This window comes from Brachymonas sp. J145 (assembly GCF_036312245.1).
Lineage (GTDB): Bacteria > Pseudomonadota > Gammaproteobacteria > Burkholderiales > Burkholderiaceae_C > Brachymonas > Brachymonas wangyanguii.
Genome location: NZ_JAZDCI010000004.1, coordinates 126,743 through 146,898, shown reverse-complemented (window position 1 = coordinate 146,898; position 20,156 = coordinate 126,743). Strand labels below are relative to the sequence as shown.

Annotated in this window: 16 protein-coding genes; 11 read left to right on the top strand and 5 right to left on the bottom strand. The window is 65.9% G+C overall.

All coding sequences use genetic code 11. The features are described from left to right. Window positions 1–23 precede the first annotated feature (23 nt). The 5 genes from V1261_RS05905 to V1261_RS05885 all read left to right on the top strand — a co-directional run bounded on the left by V1261_RS05905 (window position 24) and on the right by V1261_RS05885 (window position 7,666). Window positions 24–614, top strand: a complete 591-nt coding sequence (locus V1261_RS05905) for a sugar transferase (RefSeq protein ID WP_329770757.1) — start codon at window positions 24–26, stop codon at window positions 612–614. Window positions 615–629: 15 nt separating this feature from the next. Then, on the top strand, window positions 630–2,609 hold the full coding sequence (locus tag V1261_RS05900) for a polysaccharide biosynthesis protein (protein ID WP_329770695.1): 1,980 nt from the start codon (window positions 630–632) through the stop codon (window positions 2,607–2,609). Between the two features lie 52 nt (window positions 2,610–2,661). After that, complete coding sequence (locus V1261_RS05895; protein ID WP_329770694.1) at window positions 2,662–2,916, top strand: acyl-CoA-binding protein; 255 nt, start codon at window positions 2,662–2,664, stop codon at window positions 2,914–2,916. A 97-nt stretch (window positions 2,917–3,013) separates the two neighbouring features. Further along, window positions 3,014–4,243, top strand: coding sequence for a M20 aminoacylase family protein (locus tag V1261_RS05890; protein ID WP_329770693.1), 1,230 nt, complete (start codon window positions 3,014–3,016; stop codon window positions 4,241–4,243). Window positions 4,244–4,270: 27 nt separating this feature from the next. Further along, on the top strand, window positions 4,271–7,666 hold the full coding sequence (locus V1261_RS05885; RefSeq protein ID WP_329770692.1) for a mechanosensitive ion channel domain-containing protein: 3,396 nt from the start codon (window positions 4,271–4,273) through the stop codon (window positions 7,664–7,666). Between the two features lie 24 nt (window positions 7,667–7,690). Here V1261_RS05885 and V1261_RS05880 read toward each other — a convergent pair whose 3' ends face one another. Further along, a complete protein-coding gene (locus V1261_RS05880) occupies window positions 7,691–8,530 on the bottom strand; it encodes a type III pantothenate kinase (RefSeq protein ID WP_329770691.1) in 840 nt (279 codons plus the stop codon). Window positions 8,531–8,656: 126 nt separating this feature from the next. Between V1261_RS05880 and lysM the strand changes: the two genes are divergently transcribed. From lysM to V1261_RS05860, 4 genes are all read left to right on the top strand, one after another. Beyond that, window positions 8,657–9,148: a peptidoglycan-binding protein LysM gene (gene lysM, locus V1261_RS05875; RefSeq protein ID WP_329770690.1), complete on the top strand. Its 492-nt coding sequence runs from the start codon at window positions 8,657–8,659 to the stop codon at window positions 9,146–9,148. Between the two features lie 147 nt (window positions 9,149–9,295). Further along, window positions 9,296–10,801, top strand: coding sequence for an AMP nucleosidase (locus V1261_RS05870; RefSeq protein WP_329770689.1), 1,506 nt, complete (start codon window positions 9,296–9,298; stop codon window positions 10,799–10,801). A gap of 166 nt (window positions 10,802–10,967) precedes the next feature. Next, a complete protein-coding gene (locus V1261_RS05865; protein ID WP_329770688.1) occupies window positions 10,968–11,513 on the top strand; it encodes a hemerythrin domain-containing protein in 546 nt (181 codons plus the stop codon). A 117-nt stretch (window positions 11,514–11,630) separates the two neighbouring features. Beyond that, the gene (locus tag V1261_RS05860; protein WP_329770687.1) at window positions 11,631–12,485 is read left to right on the top strand and encodes a 3-hydroxybutyryl-CoA dehydrogenase; all 855 of its coding nucleotides are present in this window, start codon (window positions 11,631–11,633) and stop codon (window positions 12,483–12,485) included. A 99-nt stretch (window positions 12,486–12,584) separates the two neighbouring features. On the opposite strand, the gene V1261_RS05855 is transcribed toward V1261_RS05860, so the two are convergent. The 4 genes from V1261_RS05855 to htpG all read right to left on the bottom strand — a co-directional run bounded on the left by V1261_RS05855 (window position 12,585) and on the right by htpG (window position 17,036). Next, a complete protein-coding gene (locus tag V1261_RS05855) occupies window positions 12,585–13,067 on the bottom strand; it encodes a hypothetical protein (RefSeq protein WP_329770686.1) in 483 nt (160 codons plus the stop codon). 133 nt (window positions 13,068–13,200) lie between these two features. Beyond that, window positions 13,201–14,304, bottom strand: a complete 1,104-nt coding sequence (gene ribD / locus V1261_RS05850) for a bifunctional diaminohydroxyphosphoribosylaminopyrimidine deaminase/5-amino-6-(5-phosphoribosylamino)uracil reductase RibD (protein WP_329770685.1) — start codon at window positions 14,302–14,304, stop codon at window positions 13,201–13,203. 11 nt (window positions 14,305–14,315) lie between these two features. Further along, a complete protein-coding gene (locus tag V1261_RS05845) occupies window positions 14,316–14,900 on the bottom strand; it encodes an O-methyltransferase (RefSeq protein WP_329770684.1) in 585 nt (194 codons plus the stop codon). Between the two features lie 75 nt (window positions 14,901–14,975). Then, on the bottom strand, window positions 14,976–17,036 hold the full coding sequence (htpG, locus tag V1261_RS05840) for a molecular chaperone HtpG (RefSeq protein ID WP_329770683.1): 2,061 nt from the start codon (window positions 17,034–17,036) through the stop codon (window positions 14,976–14,978). A gap of 236 nt (window positions 17,037–17,272) precedes the next feature. Here htpG and V1261_RS05835 point away from each other — a divergent pair, with 236 nt between their 5' ends. Both V1261_RS05835 and recQ read left to right on the top strand, forming a co-directional pair. Next, window positions 17,273–18,100, top strand: a complete 828-nt coding sequence (locus tag V1261_RS05835; protein ID WP_329770682.1) for a M48 family metallopeptidase — start codon at window positions 17,273–17,275, stop codon at window positions 18,098–18,100. A 107-nt stretch (window positions 18,101–18,207) separates the two neighbouring features. After that, entirely contained in the window at window positions 18,208–20,082 is a 1,875-nt protein-coding gene (gene recQ / locus V1261_RS05830; protein ID WP_329770681.1) for a DNA helicase RecQ, read from the top strand. Window positions 20,083–20,156: the final 74 nt, after the last annotated feature.

The window sequence follows — 20,156 nt, the reverse complement described above, 5'->3', positions numbered from 1 at the left end:
CCTTGCCCTGCATGAAATCGCTGCTGCTCAAGCGCCTGTTTGACCTGCTGGCCTCGGCCGCCGGCCTGCTGCTGTTGGCGCCGCTGCTGCTGGCGATTGCCGCCTGGGTCAAGCTCGATTCGCCCGGGCCGGTGTTCTTCCGGCAGGAGCGCATCGGGCGCCAGGGCCAGCCATTCCGCATCTACAAGTTCCGCAGCATGCGCCAGGACAACGCCGGCCTGCAGATCACCGTGGGCGCGGACGACCGCATCACGCGCAGCGGCCAGCTGATCCGCGCCTACAAGCTGGACGAGCTGCCGCAGCTAATCAATGTGCTGCTCGGCGACATGAGCCTGGTCGGGCCGCGTCCCGAGGTGCCGCGCTACGTGGCGCTCTACCCGGACGAGGTCCGCGCCGAGGTACTCAGCCTGCGTCCTGGCATCACCGATCTGGCCTCCGTACAATACCGCAGCGAAAGCACGCTGCTGGCCAGCAGTGCCGATCCCGAACGCACCTATGTCGAGATCATCCTGCCGGCCAAGCTGGCGCTGTGCCGGCAGTACGTGCGCGAGCGCAGTTTCCTGCTCGACCTGAAGATCATCGCCATGACCGTGGGCATCCTGCACAAGCCCTGAACCCTGCCCTGCCGCATGTCTGCCACTTCCCGCATTTTTGATTCCAACACCCTGCCCAAGCAGCTCATGGCGATGCTGATGGACGTGCTGTGCGCCTGGCTGGCACTCTGGCTGGGCATCAGCCTGCGGCTGGACCTGTGGGTGCCGCCAGATGCCACGCAGCTTACCGCCTACCTGCTGGCCCCGGCGCTGGCGATCCCGATCATGGTCAAGTTCGGCCTGTACCGGGCGATTTTCCGCTACACCGGCTTCAGCGCCATGGTCACCACCATCCAGGCGGTGGCCGTGTATGGCGTGCTGTTCTTCATCTACGTGGTGTTCTTTGGCAATCCGACGGCCGTGCCGCGCAGCGTCGGCATCCTGCAGCCACTGCTGTTCCTGCTGCTGGTGGGCGGCAACCGTGCCTTTGTGCGCGGCCTGTTCATGTACACCAGCGGCCACGAGACGCGCCAGCAGGGCCGGCTGCTGGTCTATGGTGCCGGCGAAACCGGCGTACAGACGGCCGCCGCGCTGCACAACGCGCGCCAGTACACGCTGATCGGCTTTGTCGATGACGATCCGGCCAAGGCCAACCACAGCATCAACGGGCTGGAGGTCTGGCCCTCCAGCCGCCTGCCCGAGGTGGTGCGCGACAGTGCCGTCACCGACGTGCTGCTGGCGATTCCGAGCCTGTCGCGCAGCCAGCGCAACCAGATCATCCAGAGCCTGCAAGGGCTGCCGGTGCATGTGCGCAGCGTGCCCAGCATGGCAGCGCTGGCCAGCGGCCGTGCCGGCCTGCAGCAGTTCCAGGAGCTGGATGTGGAAGACCTGCTCGGGCGCGACCCGGTGCCGCCGCATGCCGAGCTGATCCGCCGCAACATCGCCGATCAGGTAGTACTGGTGACTGGTGCCGGCGGCAGCATTGGCAGCGAGCTGTGCCGCCAGATCCTGCGCCAGGGGCCGCAGCGGCTGCTGCTGGTCGAGCACAGCGAATTCGCCCTGTACAACATCTACCAGGAACTGCAGGCCGAGGCCGCCACGCTGCCGCAGGCGCCCGAGCTGGTGCCGCTGCTGGGCAATGTGCGCAAGCTGCAGCACATGCGCGAGATCATGCAGACCTGGCAGCCGCACACGGTCTACCACGCCGCTGCCTACAAGCACGTGCCGATGGTGGAGCACAATCCGGTGCAAGGCCTGGCCAACAACGTGTTCGGTACGCTGGCCGTGGCGCGCGCCGCGCTCGAGCACGGCGTGCCGCACTTTGTGCTGATCTCCACCGACAAGGCGGTGCGCCCGACCAACATCATGGGCGCCAGCAAGCGCCTGGCCGAGCTCTGCCTGCAGGCGCTGGCCGACAGCCCGATGCTGTCGTTTGCCGCGCTCGATGCCGCCGTCGGCCGTGAGATCAATGAACAGCCGGTCCACAACCGCACCTGCCTGGCCATGGTGCGCTTCGGCAACGTGCTCGGCTCCTCCGGCTCAGTGGTGCCGCTGTTCCGCCAGCAGATTGCCCATGGTGGCCCGATCACGCTGACGCACGCCGATGTGACGCGCTACTTCATGACGATCCCGGAAGCGGCACAGCTGGTGCTGCAGGCTGGCGCCATGGGATCGGGCGGTGACGTGTTCGTGCTGGACATGGGCGAACCGGTGCAGATCCTGCATCTGGCGCGCCAGATGGTGACGCTATCCGGCCTGACCGTGCGCGACGCGCAAAACCCGCAAGGCGATATCGCCATCCAGATCACCGGCCTGCGCCCCGGCGAAAAACTCTACGAGGAATTGCTGATCGGCGACCACCCGGAACCGACCGAGCATCCGCGTATCATGAAGGCGCACGAGCAGTTCCTGCCCTGGGCCGAATTGCAGCCGCGCCTGGCGCAGCTGCTGCAGCACATGGATGCGCACGATGTCGATGCCATCAGCCAGCAACTGCTGGAACTGGTCAACGGCTACCGCGCCGGCCCGGTGGTCGACTGGATGTTGTTACAACAAAAAAGCACGGTCGTTCAGTAAATCGCTACAATCGGCTTTCACCACAACCCACACCCGCCCAGGAGGAGACACCATGAGCGATCTCAACGCCGCATTCGAAGCCGCTTACGAGCGCACCCAGCAACTGACCAAGCGTCCCGACAACGCCACCCTGCTCAAGCTGTACAGCCTGTACAAGCAGGCCACCGAGGGCGACAACACGCGCCCCAAGCCCGGCTTTGCCGACATGGTGGCGCGCGCCAAGTGGGATGCCTGGAACGCGCTGAAGGGCACCTCCGGCGACGATGCACGCCAGCAGTACATCGACCTGATCGATTCGCTGGACTGATCCACGCTGCCGATCCCGGCTGCACGCCAGGCCTGTACGCTGCGGCGTCAGGCCTTTTCTTTTTGGCCGCATCGGCATCCCGCGCTACACTGCCAGCATGAGCAGTCCGACCTCCGCCTCCCGCACCCTGCAGCTGCCCGCCGAGATCCGCCAGCAGATCCCGGACTGGGTTGCCACGCGCCGTGACATCCACGCCCACCCCGAGCTGTGCTATGAAGAGCACCGCACCTCGGAACTGGTGGCGGAAAAACTCGCGCAGTGGGGCATAGAGGTGCACCGCGGCATCGGCCGTACCGGTGTTGTCGGCATGCTGCGCAACGGCACGTCAGAGCGCGCCGTCGGCATCCGCGCCGACATGGACGCGCTGCTGGTGCAGGAAGAAAACACCTTTGCCCACGCCAGCCGCCACCCCGGCAAGATGCACGCCTGCGGCCATGACGGCCATACGGCGATCCTGCTGGGTGCGGCACAGCACCTGGCCAGCACACGCGCTTTTGATGGCACGGTCTATTTCATCTTCCAGCCGGCCGAGGAAGGCGGTGCCGGCGCCCAGGCCATGATCGACGACGGCCTGTTCACGCGCTTCCCGATGGACGCGGTGTTCGGCCTGCACAACTGGCCCGGCCTGGCAGCCGGCGACGTGGCGGCCTCCGCCGGCCCGGTGATGGCATCGAGCAACGAATTCCGCATCACCCTGCGCGGCAAGGGCGGCCATGCCGCCATGCCGCACAACGCCAATGACCCGGTGCCGGTGGCCTGCCAGCTGGTGCAGGCGTTCCAGACCGTGATCTCGCGCAACACGCGCCCGGCCGATGCCGCCGTGGTCTCGGTCACCATGCTGGAAGCCGGCGAAGCCACCAACATCATCCCGGACAACTGCACGCTGCAAGGCACGGTGCGCACCTTCTCGATCGAGGTGCTGGATCTGGTCGAGCAGCGCATGCGCGAGCTCTCCATCCACACGGCCCGTGCCTACAACATGGAGGTCGATTTCGAGTTCCTGCGCAACTACCCGCCCACGGTCAACAGCCGTGCCGAGGCGCAGTTCATGCACGATCTCGCCAGCGAGCTGCTGGGCGCGCGCCATGTGCACAAGCAGGAGCCGACCATGGCGGCGGAAGACTTCTCCTTCATGCTGCAGCAGAAGCCCGGCTGCTACCTGTTCCTCGGCAATGGCGATGGCGAACACCGCCACCTTGGCCATGGCGAAGGCCCGTGTCTGCTGCACAACCCGAGCTACGACTTCAACGACGAGGTGCTGCCGGTCGGCGTCATGCTCTGGGTGCGCCTGGCCGAGCGCTGGCTGGCGCCCGCACAGCCGGCCTGACACGCAGCCGTTTTTCCCGATTCGCCCATGACCCGATCCCGACGACTGCCAGCCGTACCCACGCGCTGGCTGCAACTGTTGCTGCTGTGTACCCTGCTGGCCGGCAGCGGCCTGCTGCAGGCGCAGGACAGCGCCAGCCCCGCCAGCCCCGCCAGCCCCGCCGCGAGCAGCGCCACGGCCAACAGCCTGCAACAGGACATCAGCCAGTTGCGCAGCACCGCAGACGCCCTGCCCGAAGCCGAACAGAAGCCCGTCCTCACGCTGCTGGACGATGCCGAACAGCGCCTGGCCGATGCCACCGCGCTGCAACAGGAGCGCCGCCAGCTGGAACAGGCGAATCGGCAAGTGGCCAGCCCGCCCACCACGGCCAGCCCGGAACAGATCGCCCAGGCCCTGCAGCAATGGACCGAGCGCCTGCCCACCCAGGCCAGCAACAGCCAGCTGGAACAGCTGCTGGCCGATGAGCGCGCCGCCCAGGCCGGGTTGGAGCAGCAGCTGCAGGCCAACACCCGCGCGCTGACCGACCTGATCCTGCAGCCGGCGCAGGTGATGGACGAGCTGAACGCGCTGCGCCAACAGGTGCACACGCCGCCGCCGGCCAGCAGCAGCCCCGATGCCGATGCCGCCTCGCAGGCACGCCAGCTGCTAGATGCCGCCAGCTACCGGCAGGCCGAAGCCCGGCTGGCATTGCGCGAGCTGGAGCTGGCCAGTACCGAAAGCCGCCAGCGCCGCCTGGAAAGCCGCCAGGCCGAGCTGAAACAGCAGCTGGCGCTGCGCGCCCCGCGCATCGGCTGGCTGGAACAGCGCCTGGCGCAAAACAGCCAGCAGCAGTTGCAGCAACTGGCCGACCAAATGCAGCAGCTGGCCCAGGCCAGCAGCGACGACGATCCGGCCATCAGCGCGCTGGCGCAGCAGAACCTGGAACTGGCCAGCCTGCTGCAGACCGAATCACAGGCCGTGGTGCAGGACCAGCAGCAGCTGGCGGTACAGGAAGCGCAGCGCGACCGCATTGTCGAATCGCTGCGTGAAACCCGCGCCCGGCTGGAGCTGGGCAGCAGCAGTGTCAGCATGGGCCAGTGGCTGTGGAAGCAGCGCCAGGGCATGCCGTCCAGCTATGCGCTGCAGCTGCAGCGACGCAAGCTGGAGCAGCAGATTGGCGAGCTGCGCCTGCAGCTGTACAACCTGAACGAACAACAGCGCCGCCTGCAGGAAGCACGCAGTCAGAGCGCAATGCTGGTCAGCCAGCAGGCGTTGGCACGCTGGCAGCAAACCCAGGGCGAGCTGATCGGGCAGCTGGTGCCGGTGCTGCGCCGCCACATCGTGCTGCTGGAGCAATCACATGCCGCCCTGTTCACGATCGAGGAGCGCGGCTCCGAGCTGCGCAAGCTGATGGACCAGCAGCTGCTCTGGGTGCCCAGCCATGCCGCCATCAACGCCAGCTGGCTGCGCGAGCTGCCGGCCAGCATGCGCGCCTCGCTGGAACCGGAAGCCACGCCGCAGATGGCGCGCCTGCTCTGGCAGGACCTGCAGCAACGACCGCTCTCCTACCTGCTCGGGCTGGCGCTGCTGATTGGCCTGTTTGCCGCCGGCAACCATGCACGCCGCGAGCTGCAGCGCCTGGGCCAGCTGACACGCAACCCGCTGCAGGACAGTTTTCTGCACACCATGCTGGCGCTGCTATGGACGCTGGTGCTGTCGCTGCCCTGGGCCGCGCTCGTCTGGGGCAATGGCTACATCCTGCAGCGTCTGGGTGCCGGCGTGTCGCCACTGGTCACGGCCTGGGGCCAGGCGCTGGTGCAGCTCAGCGGCCTGGTGATGGTGCTGGCCTTTGCCAAGGCGCTGTTGCGCCCCGACGGGCTGGCGCAGGCGCACCTGTACTGGCGCAGCGAACGGCTGGCCTCGCTGCGCAAGGTGCTGCCGGTCGCGCTGGTGACGATTCTGCCGGTGGCGCTGCTGGCGCTGGTACCCCTGCATGCCGGCTCCGATCTGGCAGTCGGCGGCCAGGCACGCTTGGGCCTGATGCTGCTGGCGCTGTTGATGGCGGTGCTCAGCCTGTGGCTGGGCCAGCTGGCCACGCATGAGCAGCACCAGCAGCAGCCGGAATCGGCCACCGCCATGCGACGCTTGACACGCCTGCTGCGCTGGCTGCTGCCGCTGGCCTTCCTGTTCTGCCTGGTGATTGCCGCCATGGGCCATGTGCTGTCCAGCGCCATCGTGCTGCAATCGCTGATGAGCAGCATGGCGGTGCTGATCAGCGTCGGCGTGCTGTCCGGCCTGTTCAAGCGCTGGCTGCTGCTGAGCGAGCGCCGCATCGCGATCCGCCAGATGGAGCGCGGCGAAAGCGCCGCCGACAACAGCACCGTGGTGGACCTGGAAGCCGGTGAAACGCCGCGCCAGACCGCGCCCGAGCTGACGCTGGTGAACATCAGCGCACAATCACGCCGGCTGGTGCGCACGCTGCTGATCACGCTCTTGCTGCTGGGCCTGCTCTGGGCCTGGGCCGAGGTGCTGCCGGCGCTGTTCAAGCTCGATGACGTGGTGCTCTGGCATGCCAGCGGTACCGGTGCCGCCGGCGAAAAGACCGATATCCCGGTCAGCCTGGGTGACGTACTCGGCTCGATGCTGCTGCTGGCGATCATGATCAGTCTGGCGCGCAACCTGCCCGGCCTGGTCGAGATCCTGCTGAGTGCGCGCAACCTGGTGTCAGCGTCGGCGCGCTACACCATCACCACGCTGCTGCGTTACGCCATCACGATTGCCGGCATGGTTCTGGCGCTGCAGACGCTGGGGCTGCGCTGGTCGCAGCTGCAGTGGATGGCGGCGGCGCTGTCGGTGGGCCTGGGCTTTGGCCTGCAGGAGATTTTTGCCAATTTCGTCTCCGGCCTGATCCTGCTGGTAGAGCGGCCGTTCCGCGTCGGCGACACCATCACTATCGGCAACCTGACCGGCACCGTCAGCCGCATCCACACGCGTGCCACCACGGTGCTGGATTACGACCAGAAGGAAGTGCTGATCCCGAACAAGACCTTCATCACCAGCGAGGTGGTCAACTGGACGCTGAACAACACCGTCACGCGGCTGGTGCTGCGCGTGGACGTGGGCTACGACAGCGATCCGGCACAGGTGCATGCGCTGCTGCGCCAGGTCGCGCGTGACGACCCGCGCGTGATGAGCGAACCGGCGCCGACCTCGGTGTTCGTGACCATGGGGGCCAACGCGCTCAACTTCGAGTTGCGCGTGTTTGTCGACATGAATGACCGCATGGGCGTCAACACCGACCTGAACGCGCGCATCCTGGCCACGCTGAAGCACCACGGTATCGAAATCCCGTTCCCGCAGATGGATGTGCATGTGCGCGATGTGCCGGCAGCGCCCGCCAGTGTGGAGCCGGCTGACAAGCAATCCGGCGCACAGACCGGCTGACGCCAAGCGCGGAATCGATCCTGTTTACTGTTGCTGCTGTTGCGCTTGCTGCGCCAGCAGCGACTGCAGGTGCTGGTGCGCAATGGTGCGCGCATCGGGCTCTTCGGCCATGCACAGCAGGCCTTCGAAGATCAGGCTTTCCACCAGCTCGAACGGCGTTTCCATGTAGGGCGCCATTTTCCAGCCGGCACCGCCGGTCATGATGCACATCGGCGGCAGGCCGCAGCGCTTCTGCACGTGGCGCACCATGCGCTGTACCGCGCCGGCAATGGCAAAGGTGCCGCCGCTGGTGAGCGCATCACTGGTGTTGGTGGGAAACTCGGTGACGTTGCCGGTGGGCACATGCAGGCCGGCAGTGCCCGACTCCAGTGCGCGCAGCATGATGCCGTGGCCGGGCAGGATCATGCCGCCCATGAACAGGCCGGACGGATCGATCGCCTCGATGGTGACGGCGGTACCGACCATTACCAGCAGCACCGGGCGCAGCGGCCGGCCCTGGCAGTGGTGCAGCATGCGGCGGTAGGCGCCAATGATGGCGACCCAGCGATCCGCGCCCAGCCGCGTGGGCAGGTCGTAGCCGTTGGTGACGCCAGCCTGCCGGACGCTGGGCACGACCCAGCTGGCCTCCAGCTGAGGCCAGATTTCCATCTGTTCCTCGACACGGCGCTTGAGCGCATCGCCGGCGACCACGCACCCCAGCATGCGCTGCGGCGTCGGCAGCGCCTTCCAGGGTCCATCGGCCAGCTTGTCGATGTTTTCCAGAAATTCGGCGCCATGCGCCAGCATCACCGCCTGCGGTGCGGGCTGATCGTACAGCGCCCACTTGAGGCGGGTGTTGCCGATGTCGACTGCAAGAAAGCTCATGGCTGCATTATCCACATCCAGTGCGAATTAATTGACGAATACTTACCATAATTTTGCCAGTACCCCTTTCGCTGTCACATTTTCGCGCTACGCTGGAGCATCCTCAACTCATTTCAGGAGATACACATGGGTCTGTTCAGTTTCATCAAGGACGCTGGCGAAAAACTGTTTGGCGGCAAGAAGGTCGAAGAAGCCGCTGCAGCGAATGACACCGCCTCCCTGGCCCAGCTCAACGCCGAAGCCGGCGCGGCCATCAAGCAGTACATCGAGACCCAGAACCTGGGCCTGACCAACCTGGCCGTGATGTTTGACGGCGCCAGCGGCAAGGTCATCCTGACCGGCGACGCGCCCAACAAGGAAGCTGCCGAGAAGGCCACCCTGGCTGCCGGCAACGTGGCCAGCGTGCGCGACGTGGACAACAACCTGAACGTGGCTGACGGCGCCGGCTCCGACGCCCAGTACCACGACGTGGCTTCCGGCGACACCCTGTCCGCCATCTCCAAGAAGTACTACGGCGATGCCAACAAGTACATGGTGATCTTCGAGGCCAACAAGCCGATGCTGTCTGACCCGAACAAGATCTACCCGGGCCAGAAGCTGCGCATCCCCGCGCTGTAATCCCCGCCGCACGCGCTGATCGTGCCACGCACCTGCCGCCTTCGGGCACAGGTGCGTTTTTTTGTGCCTGTGGCCAGCCCGCCAATGACACGCAGCCGCCACGCCACTTTCATAGAATGGGCCTATCACCCGTGACGAGAGAGCCCGATGAACGCTGCCACCCAGCCCCTGACGCCGCCCTTCGTGGCGCCGCAATCCTTTGACGATGCCGATGCCGCCCTGCAGCAGGTGCAGCTGATCTACCGGCAGGCGGTGGAGCACCTGCGCGAGCAGTTCCGCCTGTTCGTGCAGGACGGCAGCCTGCCACAGCCGGTACGCGCCTACTACCCACAGATACGCATCCGCACGCAACAGCCGACGCGCCAGCCGCGCGCCGGCCAGGGCCAGGCCTACGGTTTTGTCGCGCACGCCGGCGTGTTCGAGACCACGCTGACCGATCCACAGCTGTTTGCCAGCTACTACCGCACGCAGTTCCAGCACCTGCTGGACAACCACCAGGCACCGCTGGACATCAGCACCAGCAGCCAGCCGCTGCCACTGCACTTTGCGCTGGATCCGAGCGAGCAGATGGAAGGCAGCATGGACGAGGCACAGCGCGCGCGCATGCACACCACTTTCGACTGGCCGGACCTGGCCAGCATGGACGATGCGATTGCCAACGGCACCCATGTGCCGCGCCATGGCGAGGCGCTGCCGCTGTCGCTGTTTACCGCGCCGCGCGTGGACTACTCGTTGCAGCGCCTGCGCCACTACAGTGGTACCGCGGCACCGCATTTCCAGAACTTCGTGCTGTTCACCAACTACCAGTTCTATATCGACGAGTTCATCCGCCTGGGCCACGCCGCCATGCAGGACGACCGCAGCGGCTACACCGCCTTTGTCGAGCCTGGCAACGTGATCACGCAGCACGTCAGCCTGCCGACACCGGACGGCTTCGTGCAGGGCAGCCATCCGCAGCGCCTGCCGCAGATGCCGGCCTACCATCTGGTCGGGCCGGACCACAGCGGCATCACCATGGTGAATATCGGCGTCGGCCCGAGCAATGCCAAGACCATGACCGACCATGTGGCGGTGCTGCGCCCGCATGCCTGGCTGATGCTGGGCCACTGCGCCGGCCTGCGCAACAGCCAGCAGCTCGGCGACTACGTGCTGGCGCACGGCTATGTGCGCGAGGACCACGTGCTGGACCACGACCTGCCAGCCTGGGTGCCGGTGCCGGCGCTGGCCGAGATCCAGCAGGCGCTGCAGCAGGCGGTGGCCGAAGTCACCGAACTGCCGGAGGACGGCCTGAAGGCGATCCTGCGCACCGGCACCGTGGCCACCACTGACAACCGCAACTGGGAGCTGGAAGGCCACAACGCGCCGGTGCAGCGCTTCAGCCAGAGCCGCGCCATCGCCATCGACATGGAAAGCGCCACCGTGGCTGCCAACGGCTTCCGTTTCCGCGTGCCCTACGGCACGCTGCTGTGTGTCAGCGACAAGCCGCTGCACGGCGAGATCAAGCTGCCCGGCATGGCCAACCACTTCTACCGCCAGCGCGTGGACCAGCATCTGCGCATCGGCATGCGCGCGCTGGAGCTGCTGCGCAGCGGAGCCACCGGCCAGTTGCACAGCCGCAAGCTGCGCAGCTTCCAGGAGGTCGCCTTCCAGTAAGGCTGCTGCGGAACGTGATTTTTCTGGCATTGGCCGGCCAACACCTGCTGCAACGCATCATTTTTGTGCAGTGCAGCGTTAAAATGGATGCACTGTGCATGCTGGCTGACGCTGTCTGCCGCCGCTGCCAGGCCTGCCCCTGCAAGCCCTGAAAGGAGGCTGAACCATGAATGCCCCGACCCCTGCTTCCGCACTCGACCCGGTCGCCGTGATGGAACTCTTCGATACCAGCCACCAGCAGATTGCCGCCATGCTGGCGCGCCTGTCACAGCTGTCGCTGGACTTGGCCGAACAGGGCACCACGCTGCCGCTGCGCCAGGAGGCCCGCGCCGTGCGCGACTGGCTCGGCAAGGAAGCACGCGAACACCATCTGGATGAAGAACGCCATATTTTCCCGCCGCTGATGGCCTCGGGTGACGAGGAACTGATGCACGTGACGCGCCTGCTGGTGCAGGACCACGGCTGGCTGGAAGAAAACTGGCTGTCGATCCAGCCCGAGCTGACCGCGGCTGTCGAAGGTTTCACCACCTTCAATGCCGAATCGCTGAAGGAAACCACGCGCCTGTTCTGCCAGCTCTACGCGGACCACATGCTGCTGGAAGAAAGCGTGGCCTACCCGGCGGTGAGTCCGCTGGTGCAAGGCGAATCGGGCCAGGCCATCCGCAACGAAATCGAGCAGCGCCGCAACCTGCGCGCGCAACTCAAGGGCTGATCCGGCCCCTCACGGTGGCAGCCACCCTGCTGCCACCACCCCACCCCGTCTGCTCACAATCCCGTCATGGACGCGGGTTAAGATACAGGCAGACTTCACACTCTCCAGGAGATCAGAATGAGCATCAGCAAAGTAGGCATCGTCGGTGCCGGCACCATGGGTAACGGTATTGCCCAGACCTGCGCCGTCAACGGCATCAACGTGGTCATGGTCGATATTTCCGAAGCCGCCGTGCAGAAAGGCCTGGCCACCATCGCCGGCAGCCTGGACCGCCTGATCAAGAAGGAAAAGATGACCGAAGACGACAAGGCCAAGGCGCTGTCGCTGGTCAAGGGCAGCACCAGCTACGACGACCTGAAGGACGTCGACCTGGTGATCGAGGCCGCTACCGAAAACCACGAGATCAAGAACAAGATCCTGAAGCAGATCGACGAGACAGTGCAGGCTGGCGCCATCATCGCCACCAACACTTCCTCCATCTCCATCACCGACCTGGCAGCGCAGACCAGCCGCGCCGACAAGTTCGTCGGCATGCACTTCTTCAACCCGGTGCCGATGATGGCGCTGGTGGAAGTGATCCGTGGCGTGCAGACCAGCGACGCCACCCACGACGCCGTGAAGGAACTGGCCGAGAAGCTGGGCAAGTCCCCGATCACCGTCAAGAACAACCCGGGCTTTGTCGTCAACCGCATCCTGGTGCCGATGATCAACGAAGCCTTCTTCGTGCTGGCCGAAGGCCTGGCCACGGCAGAAGACATCGACGCCGGCATGAAGCTGGGCTGCAACCACCCGATCGGCCCGCTGGCACTGGCTGACCTGATCGGTCTGGACGTGTGCCTGGCCGTGATGGACGTCTACCTGAAGGAGCTGGGCGACAGCAAGTACCGCCCCTGCTACCTGCTGAAGGAATACGTGGCCGCCGGCCGCCTGGGTCGCAAGACCGGCCGTGGCGTGTACGACTACAGCAAGTAATCGCTACGCCCTGCGCTGGCTGCTGCGGCAGCCAGCCGGCAACAGCCAAACCGCCCGATCGTCAGATCCGGCGGTTTTTTTATCGCTGTGCGGCGGCGTTCAGGGGCTGACGCGCTGCACGCCCCAGGGCCAGTTGCGGAAGGCCGAGCCTTCGGGCGCCTCGTTGACGACCTGGGCCTGCTGCGGCTGTACCGTGCCACTCTGTGTTACCGGGCTCCAGACGCCGGCAGGTGCCTGCTGTACCGGCGTACCGGCCGGTGCCGGCAGGGTTTCGGCCGGCGCGTTGTCATCGCTGCGGTTCAGCACCGTGCCGCCGCCCATGGAGACGCCGACACCCACACCGCTGCCCCAACCCCAGCCACCGCTGCCACGACCGAGGCCGATGGTGCCGCTGACCGGGCTGGTCGGGCTGCCGATCGGCGTGCTCATGGTGACACCACCCCAGCCGCCGCCGCTGCCCACGCCAATGTTCACGCCGCCGAGCACCGGCCAGCCGTTCACATTGCCGGCACAGCCGGTCAGGGCCAGTACGGCAGTACCGGCCGCCAGTGCAGCCGGCATCTTGCGCCAGATCTTGTTCATATCGCTTTCCTTTCGCACGGGAAACCAGGGCATCGTGCCCCTTTGCGGTTGGATACCATGCTAGCGCAAGCGTTCCCTGCCGTCATGCCGTGTTGCATCTGGCAAAGCCATGGCCGTGCGAAAGTGCACAGTGTCAGGCCGGACGCAGTTGCAGCCGCACGTCATCGCCCACCGCCTGCAGTGCCTGCAGCTGCCAGCGTGCGGCATCAGCCACACGCTCCAACGGCGGCAAGACCGCCAGCGGCTGGCCCGGACCTAGCAGCACCGGGGCCACATAGGCGACCAGCTCGTTGACCAGGCCTTGCTGCAGCAGCGCGCCCGCCAGCTGCGCGCCCGATTCGACATGCAACTCGTTCACTTCCTGCCGGCCCAGCTCGCGCAGCAGCGCCACCAGATCGGGACGGCCAGCGGGATCGGCCGGCAGCTGCAGCAGCTCTGCCCCAGCCTGCTGCAAGGCCACGGCACGCTGCTGCCAGCCGGTATCGGCCTGTGCCACGCTGGCAATCAGCACGCGGCGCTGTGCCACCTGCAGCAGCTGCGCAGACAGCGGCGTGCGCAGCTGCGTATCCACAATCACCAGATGCGGCTGGCGCGTGGCCTCGGGCAGGCGCACGTTGAGCAGCGGGTCATCGGCCAGCACGGTACCGATGCCGGTGAGCACGGCACAGGCGCGGGCGCGCCAGTGCTGCACCTCGGCACGCGCCGCCTTGCCGGTAATCCACTGGCTGTCGCCGTTGTCCAGCGCCACGCGGCCATCGAGCGAGGAGGCGGTCTTGAGCCGCACCCAGGGCAGGCCTTGCTGCATGCGGCGCAGAAAGCCGATATTCAGTTCACGCGCACGAGCTGTGATCTCGTCAGGAGCCAGTTCCACGGCGATACCGGCGGCCTGCAGCCGGGCCATGCCCTGCCCTGCCACCAGCGGGTTCGGGTCCAGCAGCGCAATGCAGACCTTGCCCACGCCGGCAACGATCAGCGCATCGCAGCATGGCGGCGTGCGGCCCTGGTGCGAACAGGGTTCGAGCGTGACGTAGCAGGTGCTGCCGCGCACGTCCTCGCCACGGCTGGCGGCATCGCGCAAGGCCATCACCTCGGCATGCGGGCCGCCACGTTGCTGCGTGTAGCCCTGGCCCTGGATGCGGCCATCCGGGCTGACGATCACCGCGCCGACGCGAGGATTCGGGTTGCTCAGCGTGAGTGCGTTGGCGGCCAGATCAAGGGCAAGAGAAAAATAGTCCATGGCTGCGATTATCAGGCCGCCGGCAGCCGACGCGCCACGCGGGTCAGGCCGGATTCCAGCGGCTGCAGCAGTTGCCAGCGTTGCGTATCGGCCAGTTCGGCCCGCACGCGGCGTGCGCCCAGCGGGCCATTCAGGTCGATATTGGCGCAGACCAGCAAGCCGCCCGGTGCCAGCAGCGTGTGGAAATGCTGCACCAGGATCAGCGGCGGCATATTGCCATCGAAAAAGATCAGGTCTTGCGAACCTTCCGACAATTGCAAGGCCTGCATCACCGTGGCAAACGAGCCTTCGTGCAGCTGCACGCGCTGCTGCAGCTGGAGTGCCGCAATCTGCTGGCGTGCCAGTGCGGCATGTTCCGGATCGCCTTCGAGCGTCAGCACCTGGCCTTGCGGGCTGGCCAGCGCCATCAGGCAGGCGGTGTAACCCAGGCCGGTACCGAACTCCAGCATGCGGCGCGGCTGGTGCTGCTGCACCAGCTGCCACAGGCCGATGCCGTCTTCGAACGTGTGGGCGTTGCAGGCGTGCTGTTGCTGGTGGGTGCGGGTGGCTTGCTGGATGGCTTGCAGGGCTGCGGGCAGGGTGGCGGGAGGCGTCATGCGAGGCATTCTGCAGCAAAAAGGGACAGACTTTTCAGCCTGTCCCTGCCTGCTTGCGTCAGATGCCTTACCGGATCACACCAGCAGCGCATTCACCCGCTTCACATAGCCCGCCGGATCGGCCGGCATGCCGCCTTCGGCCAGCAGCGCCTGGTCAAACACGATATGCGCCAGATCGGCAAAGCGGCCGTCTTCGGCCTGGGCCGATTGCAGCTTCTGGATCAGCGGATGCTCCAGGTTCACTTCCAGCACCGGCTTGACGTCCGGCACCGGCTGGCCGGCCTGCTTGAGCAGGCGCGCCAGCTGCATGCTCATGCCGTTGTCACTGGACACCAGGCAGGCCGGGGAATCGACCAGGCGCGTGGTGCTGCGCACGTCTTCGGCGACGTCGGCCAGCACCTGCTTGAGCTGCTCCAGCAGCGGCTTGGCAGCTTCCTGGGCGGCTTCGGCGGCCTTCTTCTCTTCCTCATCCTGCAGCGCGCCCAGATCGACCGCGCCCTTGGCCACGCTTTGCAACGGCGTGCCGTCAAACTCGGTCAGATAGCTCAGCGCCCACTCGTCCACGCGATCCGTCATCAGCAGCACCTCGATGCCCTTCTTGCGGAACAGTTCGAGCTGCGGGCTATTCTTGGCGGCGGCCTGGTTTTCGGCGGTGATGTAGTAGATCGCCTGCTGGCCTTCCTTCATGCGCGTCTTGTAATCGGCCAGGCTGACACTCACGCTGTCGGTTTGGGTGCTGGCAAAGCGCAGCAGCTTGGCGATACGCTCGCGGTTCCTGGTGTCCTCGCCCAGGCCTTCCTTGAGCACGGCACCAAATTCGGCATAGAAGCGCGCGTACTTGCCCTGGCCACTGGCATCTTCGGCAAAGGCAGCGGCGGTTTCGGCAGCCGGTGCGGCATCGCTCTTGTCCTGCACATCAGTGATGCCGTCTTCGGTCTCGACCGGTTCCGGCGCCGGCACGGCTTCACCGCTGCCGATATCGATCTTGCCTTCCTGGCTTTCCGGCGGCGTCGCCTGCTGGCTGGCCAGATCTTCCAGCATGGATAGCACGCGGCGCGTGTTGCCTTCGCGGATCGAGCGGATGTCGCGGCTTTCCTGCAGCAGCTCGCGGCTGACGTTCAGCGGCAGGTCGGAGGCATCGACCACGCCCTTCACGAAGCGCAGGTACTGCGGCAGCAGCGCCTCGGCCTTGTCCATGATGAAGACGCGGCGCACATAGAGCTTGAGGCCATGCTGGCTGTCGCGCTGGTACAGGTCGAACGGGGCGTGTGCGGGAATGTAGAGCAGCTGGGTGTATTCGGTATTGCCTTCGACGCGGTTGTGGCTGTAGGCCAGCGGATCCTCGAAATCATGCGCCAGCTGCTGGTAGAAGGTGTTGTACTGCTCGGGCGTCAGGTCCTTCTTGTTGCGCGTCCACAGCGCCTGAGCCTCGTTGACCTGCTCCCATTCGCCGGTCTGCACCATGTCGCCGGGCTGGCCGTCCTCGCCCTCTTTCCACTCTTCCTTGGGCATCATGATCGGCAGGCTGATGTGGTCGGAGTACTGCGCGATGATGCTCTTGAGCTTGTAGCCGTTCAGGTAGTCCAGCTGGTCCTCGCGCAGGTGCAGCGTGATGCTGGTGCCGCGCTGCTCGCGCGTGATGGTCTCGGTGGTGAATTCGCCGGTGCCGCCGCTGATCCAGCGCACGCCCTGCTCCGCCGGCAGGCCGGCGCGGCGGCTTTCCACCGTGATCTTGTCGGCCACGATAAAGCCGGAATAAAAGCCCACGCCAAACTGGCCGATCAGCTGCGAATCGGTCTTCTGGTCGCCGGTCAGGCGGCTGACAAAGTCCTTGGTGCCGCTCTTGGCAATCGTACCCAGGTGGTCGATCGCCTCCTGCTCGCTCATGCCGATGCCGTTATCGGTAAAGGTGATCGTCTTGGCCGCCTTGTCGATCGCCACATGCACTTGCAGCGTGGCATCACCTTCGTACAGTTCGGGCTGCTCCAGCGCCTCGAAACGCAGCTTGTCGCTGGCATCGGACGCGTTGCTGATCAGCTCGCGCACGAAGATGTCGGGGTTGGAATACAGGGAGTGGGTGACCAGATGCAGCAGTTGTGCGACTTCGGCCTGGAATGCGTGTTGATGGGTACTCATGCTTGTCTTGGTGGTCTTGTTGGAATGAAAAATCAACAGGTTGGAATCTGTCCTACACAGGTAGGGCAAGGCGTCCGATTTTCAAGACAGGCGTCCACAGCGATACTTTTTCACGGCTGACGATTGTTTACAGGCCAAGCGGAACTGCTTCCGGCAATTTGGTCTAACATCCGAAACGTCAGATCCGTGCAGCCGGCCTGTTGCCAGGCTGCCACCAGAACACAGGGAGATCCCATATGTCCAAGAAGCCTCTGATCACCATGGCACGCCGCGCTGCCGTCGCCGTTGCCGTCACCGCCACCCTCGCCGGCTGTGCCACCTCCACTACCGGTTCCGTCACCGGCAGCAACCGCTCGCAGCTGCTGCTGGTCTCCGAAGCCGAGATGGTGCAGGCCTCGCAACAGGCCTTCAACCAGCGCAAGAGCGCCGCCCAGTCCAAGGGCGTGCTGATCAGCAGCGGTGCCGACTACAACCGCGTGGTCAACATCATGCGTCGCCTGTCGACCCAGGTCGCCCATTTCCGCCCCGATGCGGCACGCTGGAACTGGGATCTGGCGCTGATCCGCAACAACGATGTCAACGCCAACGTGATGCCGGGCGGCAAGGTCACGGTCTATACCGGCCTGTACCAGAAGCTGAACCTGACCGATGACGAGCTGGCGGCCGTGATCGGCCACGAAATGGCACACGCCCTGCGCGAACACTCGCGCGAGCAGGTGTCGCAGCAGATGGCCGGTGACATGGCGCTGTCCATCGGCGGCTCGCTGCTCGGCTTGAGCGGCGGCATGATGGACGTGGCCGGCATTGCCAAGCAGCTGGCGCTGGACCTGCCCTACTCGCGCACCATGGAAACCGAGGCTGACGTGTTCGGCCTGGAACTGGCCGCACGCGCTGGCTACAACCCATCCGCCGCGCTGACGCTGTGGCAGAAGATGGCCGCCAACGGCGCCGGCCAGGGCTCGGCCTTCTTCTCCACCCACCCGAGCGCGTCTGACCGCACCGCACGCATCCAGGCCGCGCTGCCGCAGGTGATGCCGCTGTACCAGGCAGCGCGCCGCAAGTAAGCCGGACCGGCTTGCCGCAGCACCGCCAGATCCGCAGGGACTGGCGGTTTTTTCATGGGAACAGGCGACGACAGATATAATGCGCAGGTATTCATTTTTACCGCACGATGCCTGACGCTTCCCTTGCCTCCTCCCCCCTGCAGGTACTCCAGCAGGTCTTCGGCTACCCGGCCTTTCGCGGCCAGCAGCAGGCCATCATCGAACGTGTCAGCAGCGGCGACGATGCGCTGGTGCTGATGCCCACCGGCGGCGGCAAGTCGCTCTGCTACCAGATCCCGGCCATCGTGCGGCAGCGCCAGGGACTGGGTTGCAGCATCGTCGTCTCGCCGCTGGTGGCGCTGATGCACGACCAGGTCTATGCGCTGCAGGAAGCCGGTGTTGCCGCCGCCTACCTCAACTCCACGCTCAGCCTGGAGCAGGCACGCCAGGTCGAACAGGATCTGCTCACCGGCCGGCTCACCATGCTGTATGTGGCGCCGGAACGCCTGACCACGCCGCGCTTCCTGGATCTGCTGCAGCGGCTCTACCAGCGCCAGCAACTGGCGCTGTTTGCGATTGACGAGGCGCACTGTGTCAGCCAGTGGGGCCACGACTTCCGCCCCGAATACCGCCAGCTCGATATCCTGCCGCAGCAGTTTCCCGGCGTGCCGCGCATCGCGCTCACCGCCACGGCCGATCATCTGACGCGCCAGGACATCGCCGAGCGCTTGCAGCTGGAACAAGCCGAATCCTTTGTCAGCAGCTTTGACCGCCCGAATATCCGCTACACCATCGTCGAGAAACGCGATGCGCTGGCCCAGCTCAAGCGCTTTATCGAGGACGAGCACGAAGGCGATGCCGGCGTCGTCTACTGCCTGTCGCGCAAGCGCGTGGAAGAAGTCGCCGAGGCACTGGTGCGCGAAGGCATTGATGCCATGCCCTACCACGCCGGCATGGACGCCAGCCAGCGCCAGGCCAACCAGGACCGCTTCCTGCGCGAGGAAGGCGTGGTGATGGTGGCCACCATCGCCTTCGGCATGGGCATCGACAAGCCCGATGTGCGCTTCGTGGCGCACCTGGACCTGCCGCGCAATATCGAGAGCTACTACCAGGAAACCGGCCGCGCCGGCCGAGACGGCCTGCCTTCGCACGCCTGGATGGCCTATGGCCTGCAGGATGTGGTCAACCAGCGCCGCATGATCGATGACAGCCCGGCCGATGACCAGTTCAAGCAGGTACAGACCGGCAAGCTGGACGCGCTGCTGGCGCTGGCTGAAGCCATCGACTGCCGCCGCGTGCGCCTGCTGGCCTATTTTGGCGAGCCATCCCGGCCCTGCGGCAACTGCGACAACTGCCTGAATCCGCCCGATGTCTGGGACGCCACCGAGCTGGCGCGCAAGCTGCTGTCCACCGTGTTCCGGCTGCAGGAAAAATCCGGCTTCGGCTTTGGTGCCGGTCAGGTGATGGACGTGCTGCGCGGCCGCGATACCGACAAGGTCAAGCAGTATGGCCACGACACGCTCAGCACCTTCGGCCTGGCGCGTGGCGCCAGCGAGGCCGAGCTGCGCACCGTACTGCGCCAGCTGGTTGCCACCGGTGCGCTGCTGGTCGATGCCAGCCGCTTCAACACCCTGCACCTGACGCCGGTGGCGCGCCCGATCCTGCGTGGCGAACAGCCGGTGCTGCTGCGCCATCTGGTCACGCCAAGTGCGCGCCGCCGCGCCTCCGGCACTACACGCAGTGGCAGCAGCAAGCTCAGCGTGCTGGCCGCGCAACTCGACGATGCCGGCCGCCAGCGCTTTGACGCGCTCAAGCGCTGGCGTGCCGAGACCGCGCGCGAGCATGGCGTGCCGGCCTATGTGATCTTCCACGACAGCGTGCTGGCCGCCATTGCCGAGGCCTGCCCCGATACGCTGGACGCGCTGAGCGGCATCAGCGGCGTGGGTGAGGCCAAGCTGGAGCGATATGGCCGCGCCGTGCTGCAACAGCTGGAACTGGCCTGAAACGCCTCCCCCGCCGGAGGGGAGGCCAGCTCCCCCAAAAGGACATGTTTGCGCCAGGTCAAAGCCCCACTATT

Excerpts from the sequence above, each read along its gene's own strand:
- V1261_RS05860 (WP_329770687.1), top strand. The coding sequence starts at position 11,631 with ATGAGCATCAGCAAAGTAGGCATCGTCGGTGCCGGCACCATGGGTAAC.
- V1261_RS05890 (WP_329770693.1), top strand. The coding sequence starts at position 3,014 with ATGAGCAGTCCGACCTCCGCCTCCCGCACCCTGCAGCTGCCCGCCGAG.
- V1261_RS05880 (WP_329770691.1), bottom strand. The coding sequence starts at position 8,530 with ATGAGCTTTCTTGCAGTCGACATCGGCAACACCCGCCTCAAGTGGGCG.
- V1261_RS05845 (WP_329770684.1), bottom strand. The coding sequence starts at position 14,900 with ATGACGCCTCCCGCCACCCTGCCCGCAGCCCTGCAAGCCATCCAGCAA.
- V1261_RS05895 (WP_329770694.1), top strand. The coding sequence starts at position 2,662 with ATGAGCGATCTCAACGCCGCATTCGAAGCCGCTTACGAGCGCACCCAG.
- V1261_RS05870 (WP_329770689.1), top strand. The coding sequence starts at position 9,296 with ATGAACGCTGCCACCCAGCCCCTGACGCCGCCCTTCGTGGCGCCGCAA.
- V1261_RS05865 (WP_329770688.1), top strand. The coding sequence starts at position 10,968 with ATGAATGCCCCGACCCCTGCTTCCGCACTCGACCCGGTCGCCGTGATG.
- V1261_RS05885 (WP_329770692.1), top strand. The coding sequence starts at position 4,271 with ATGACCCGATCCCGACGACTGCCAGCCGTACCCACGCGCTGGCTGCAA.
- V1261_RS05855 (WP_329770686.1), bottom strand. The coding sequence starts at position 13,067 with ATGAACAAGATCTGGCGCAAGATGCCGGCTGCACTGGCGGCCGGTACT.
- htpG (WP_329770683.1), bottom strand. The coding sequence starts at position 17,036 with ATGAGTACCCATCAACACGCATTCCAGGCCGAAGTCGCACAACTGCTG.
- lysM (WP_329770690.1), top strand. The coding sequence starts at position 8,657 with ATGGGTCTGTTCAGTTTCATCAAGGACGCTGGCGAAAAACTGTTTGGC.
- V1261_RS05835 (WP_329770682.1), top strand. The coding sequence starts at position 17,273 with ATGTCCAAGAAGCCTCTGATCACCATGGCACGCCGCGCTGCCGTCGCC.
- recQ (WP_329770681.1), top strand. The coding sequence starts at position 18,208 with ATGCCTGACGCTTCCCTTGCCTCCTCCCCCCTGCAGGTACTCCAGCAG.
- ribD (WP_329770685.1), bottom strand. The coding sequence starts at position 14,304 with ATGGACTATTTTTCTCTTGCCCTTGATCTGGCCGCCAACGCACTCACG.
- V1261_RS05900 (WP_329770695.1), top strand. The coding sequence starts at position 630 with ATGTCTGCCACTTCCCGCATTTTTGATTCCAACACCCTGCCCAAGCAG.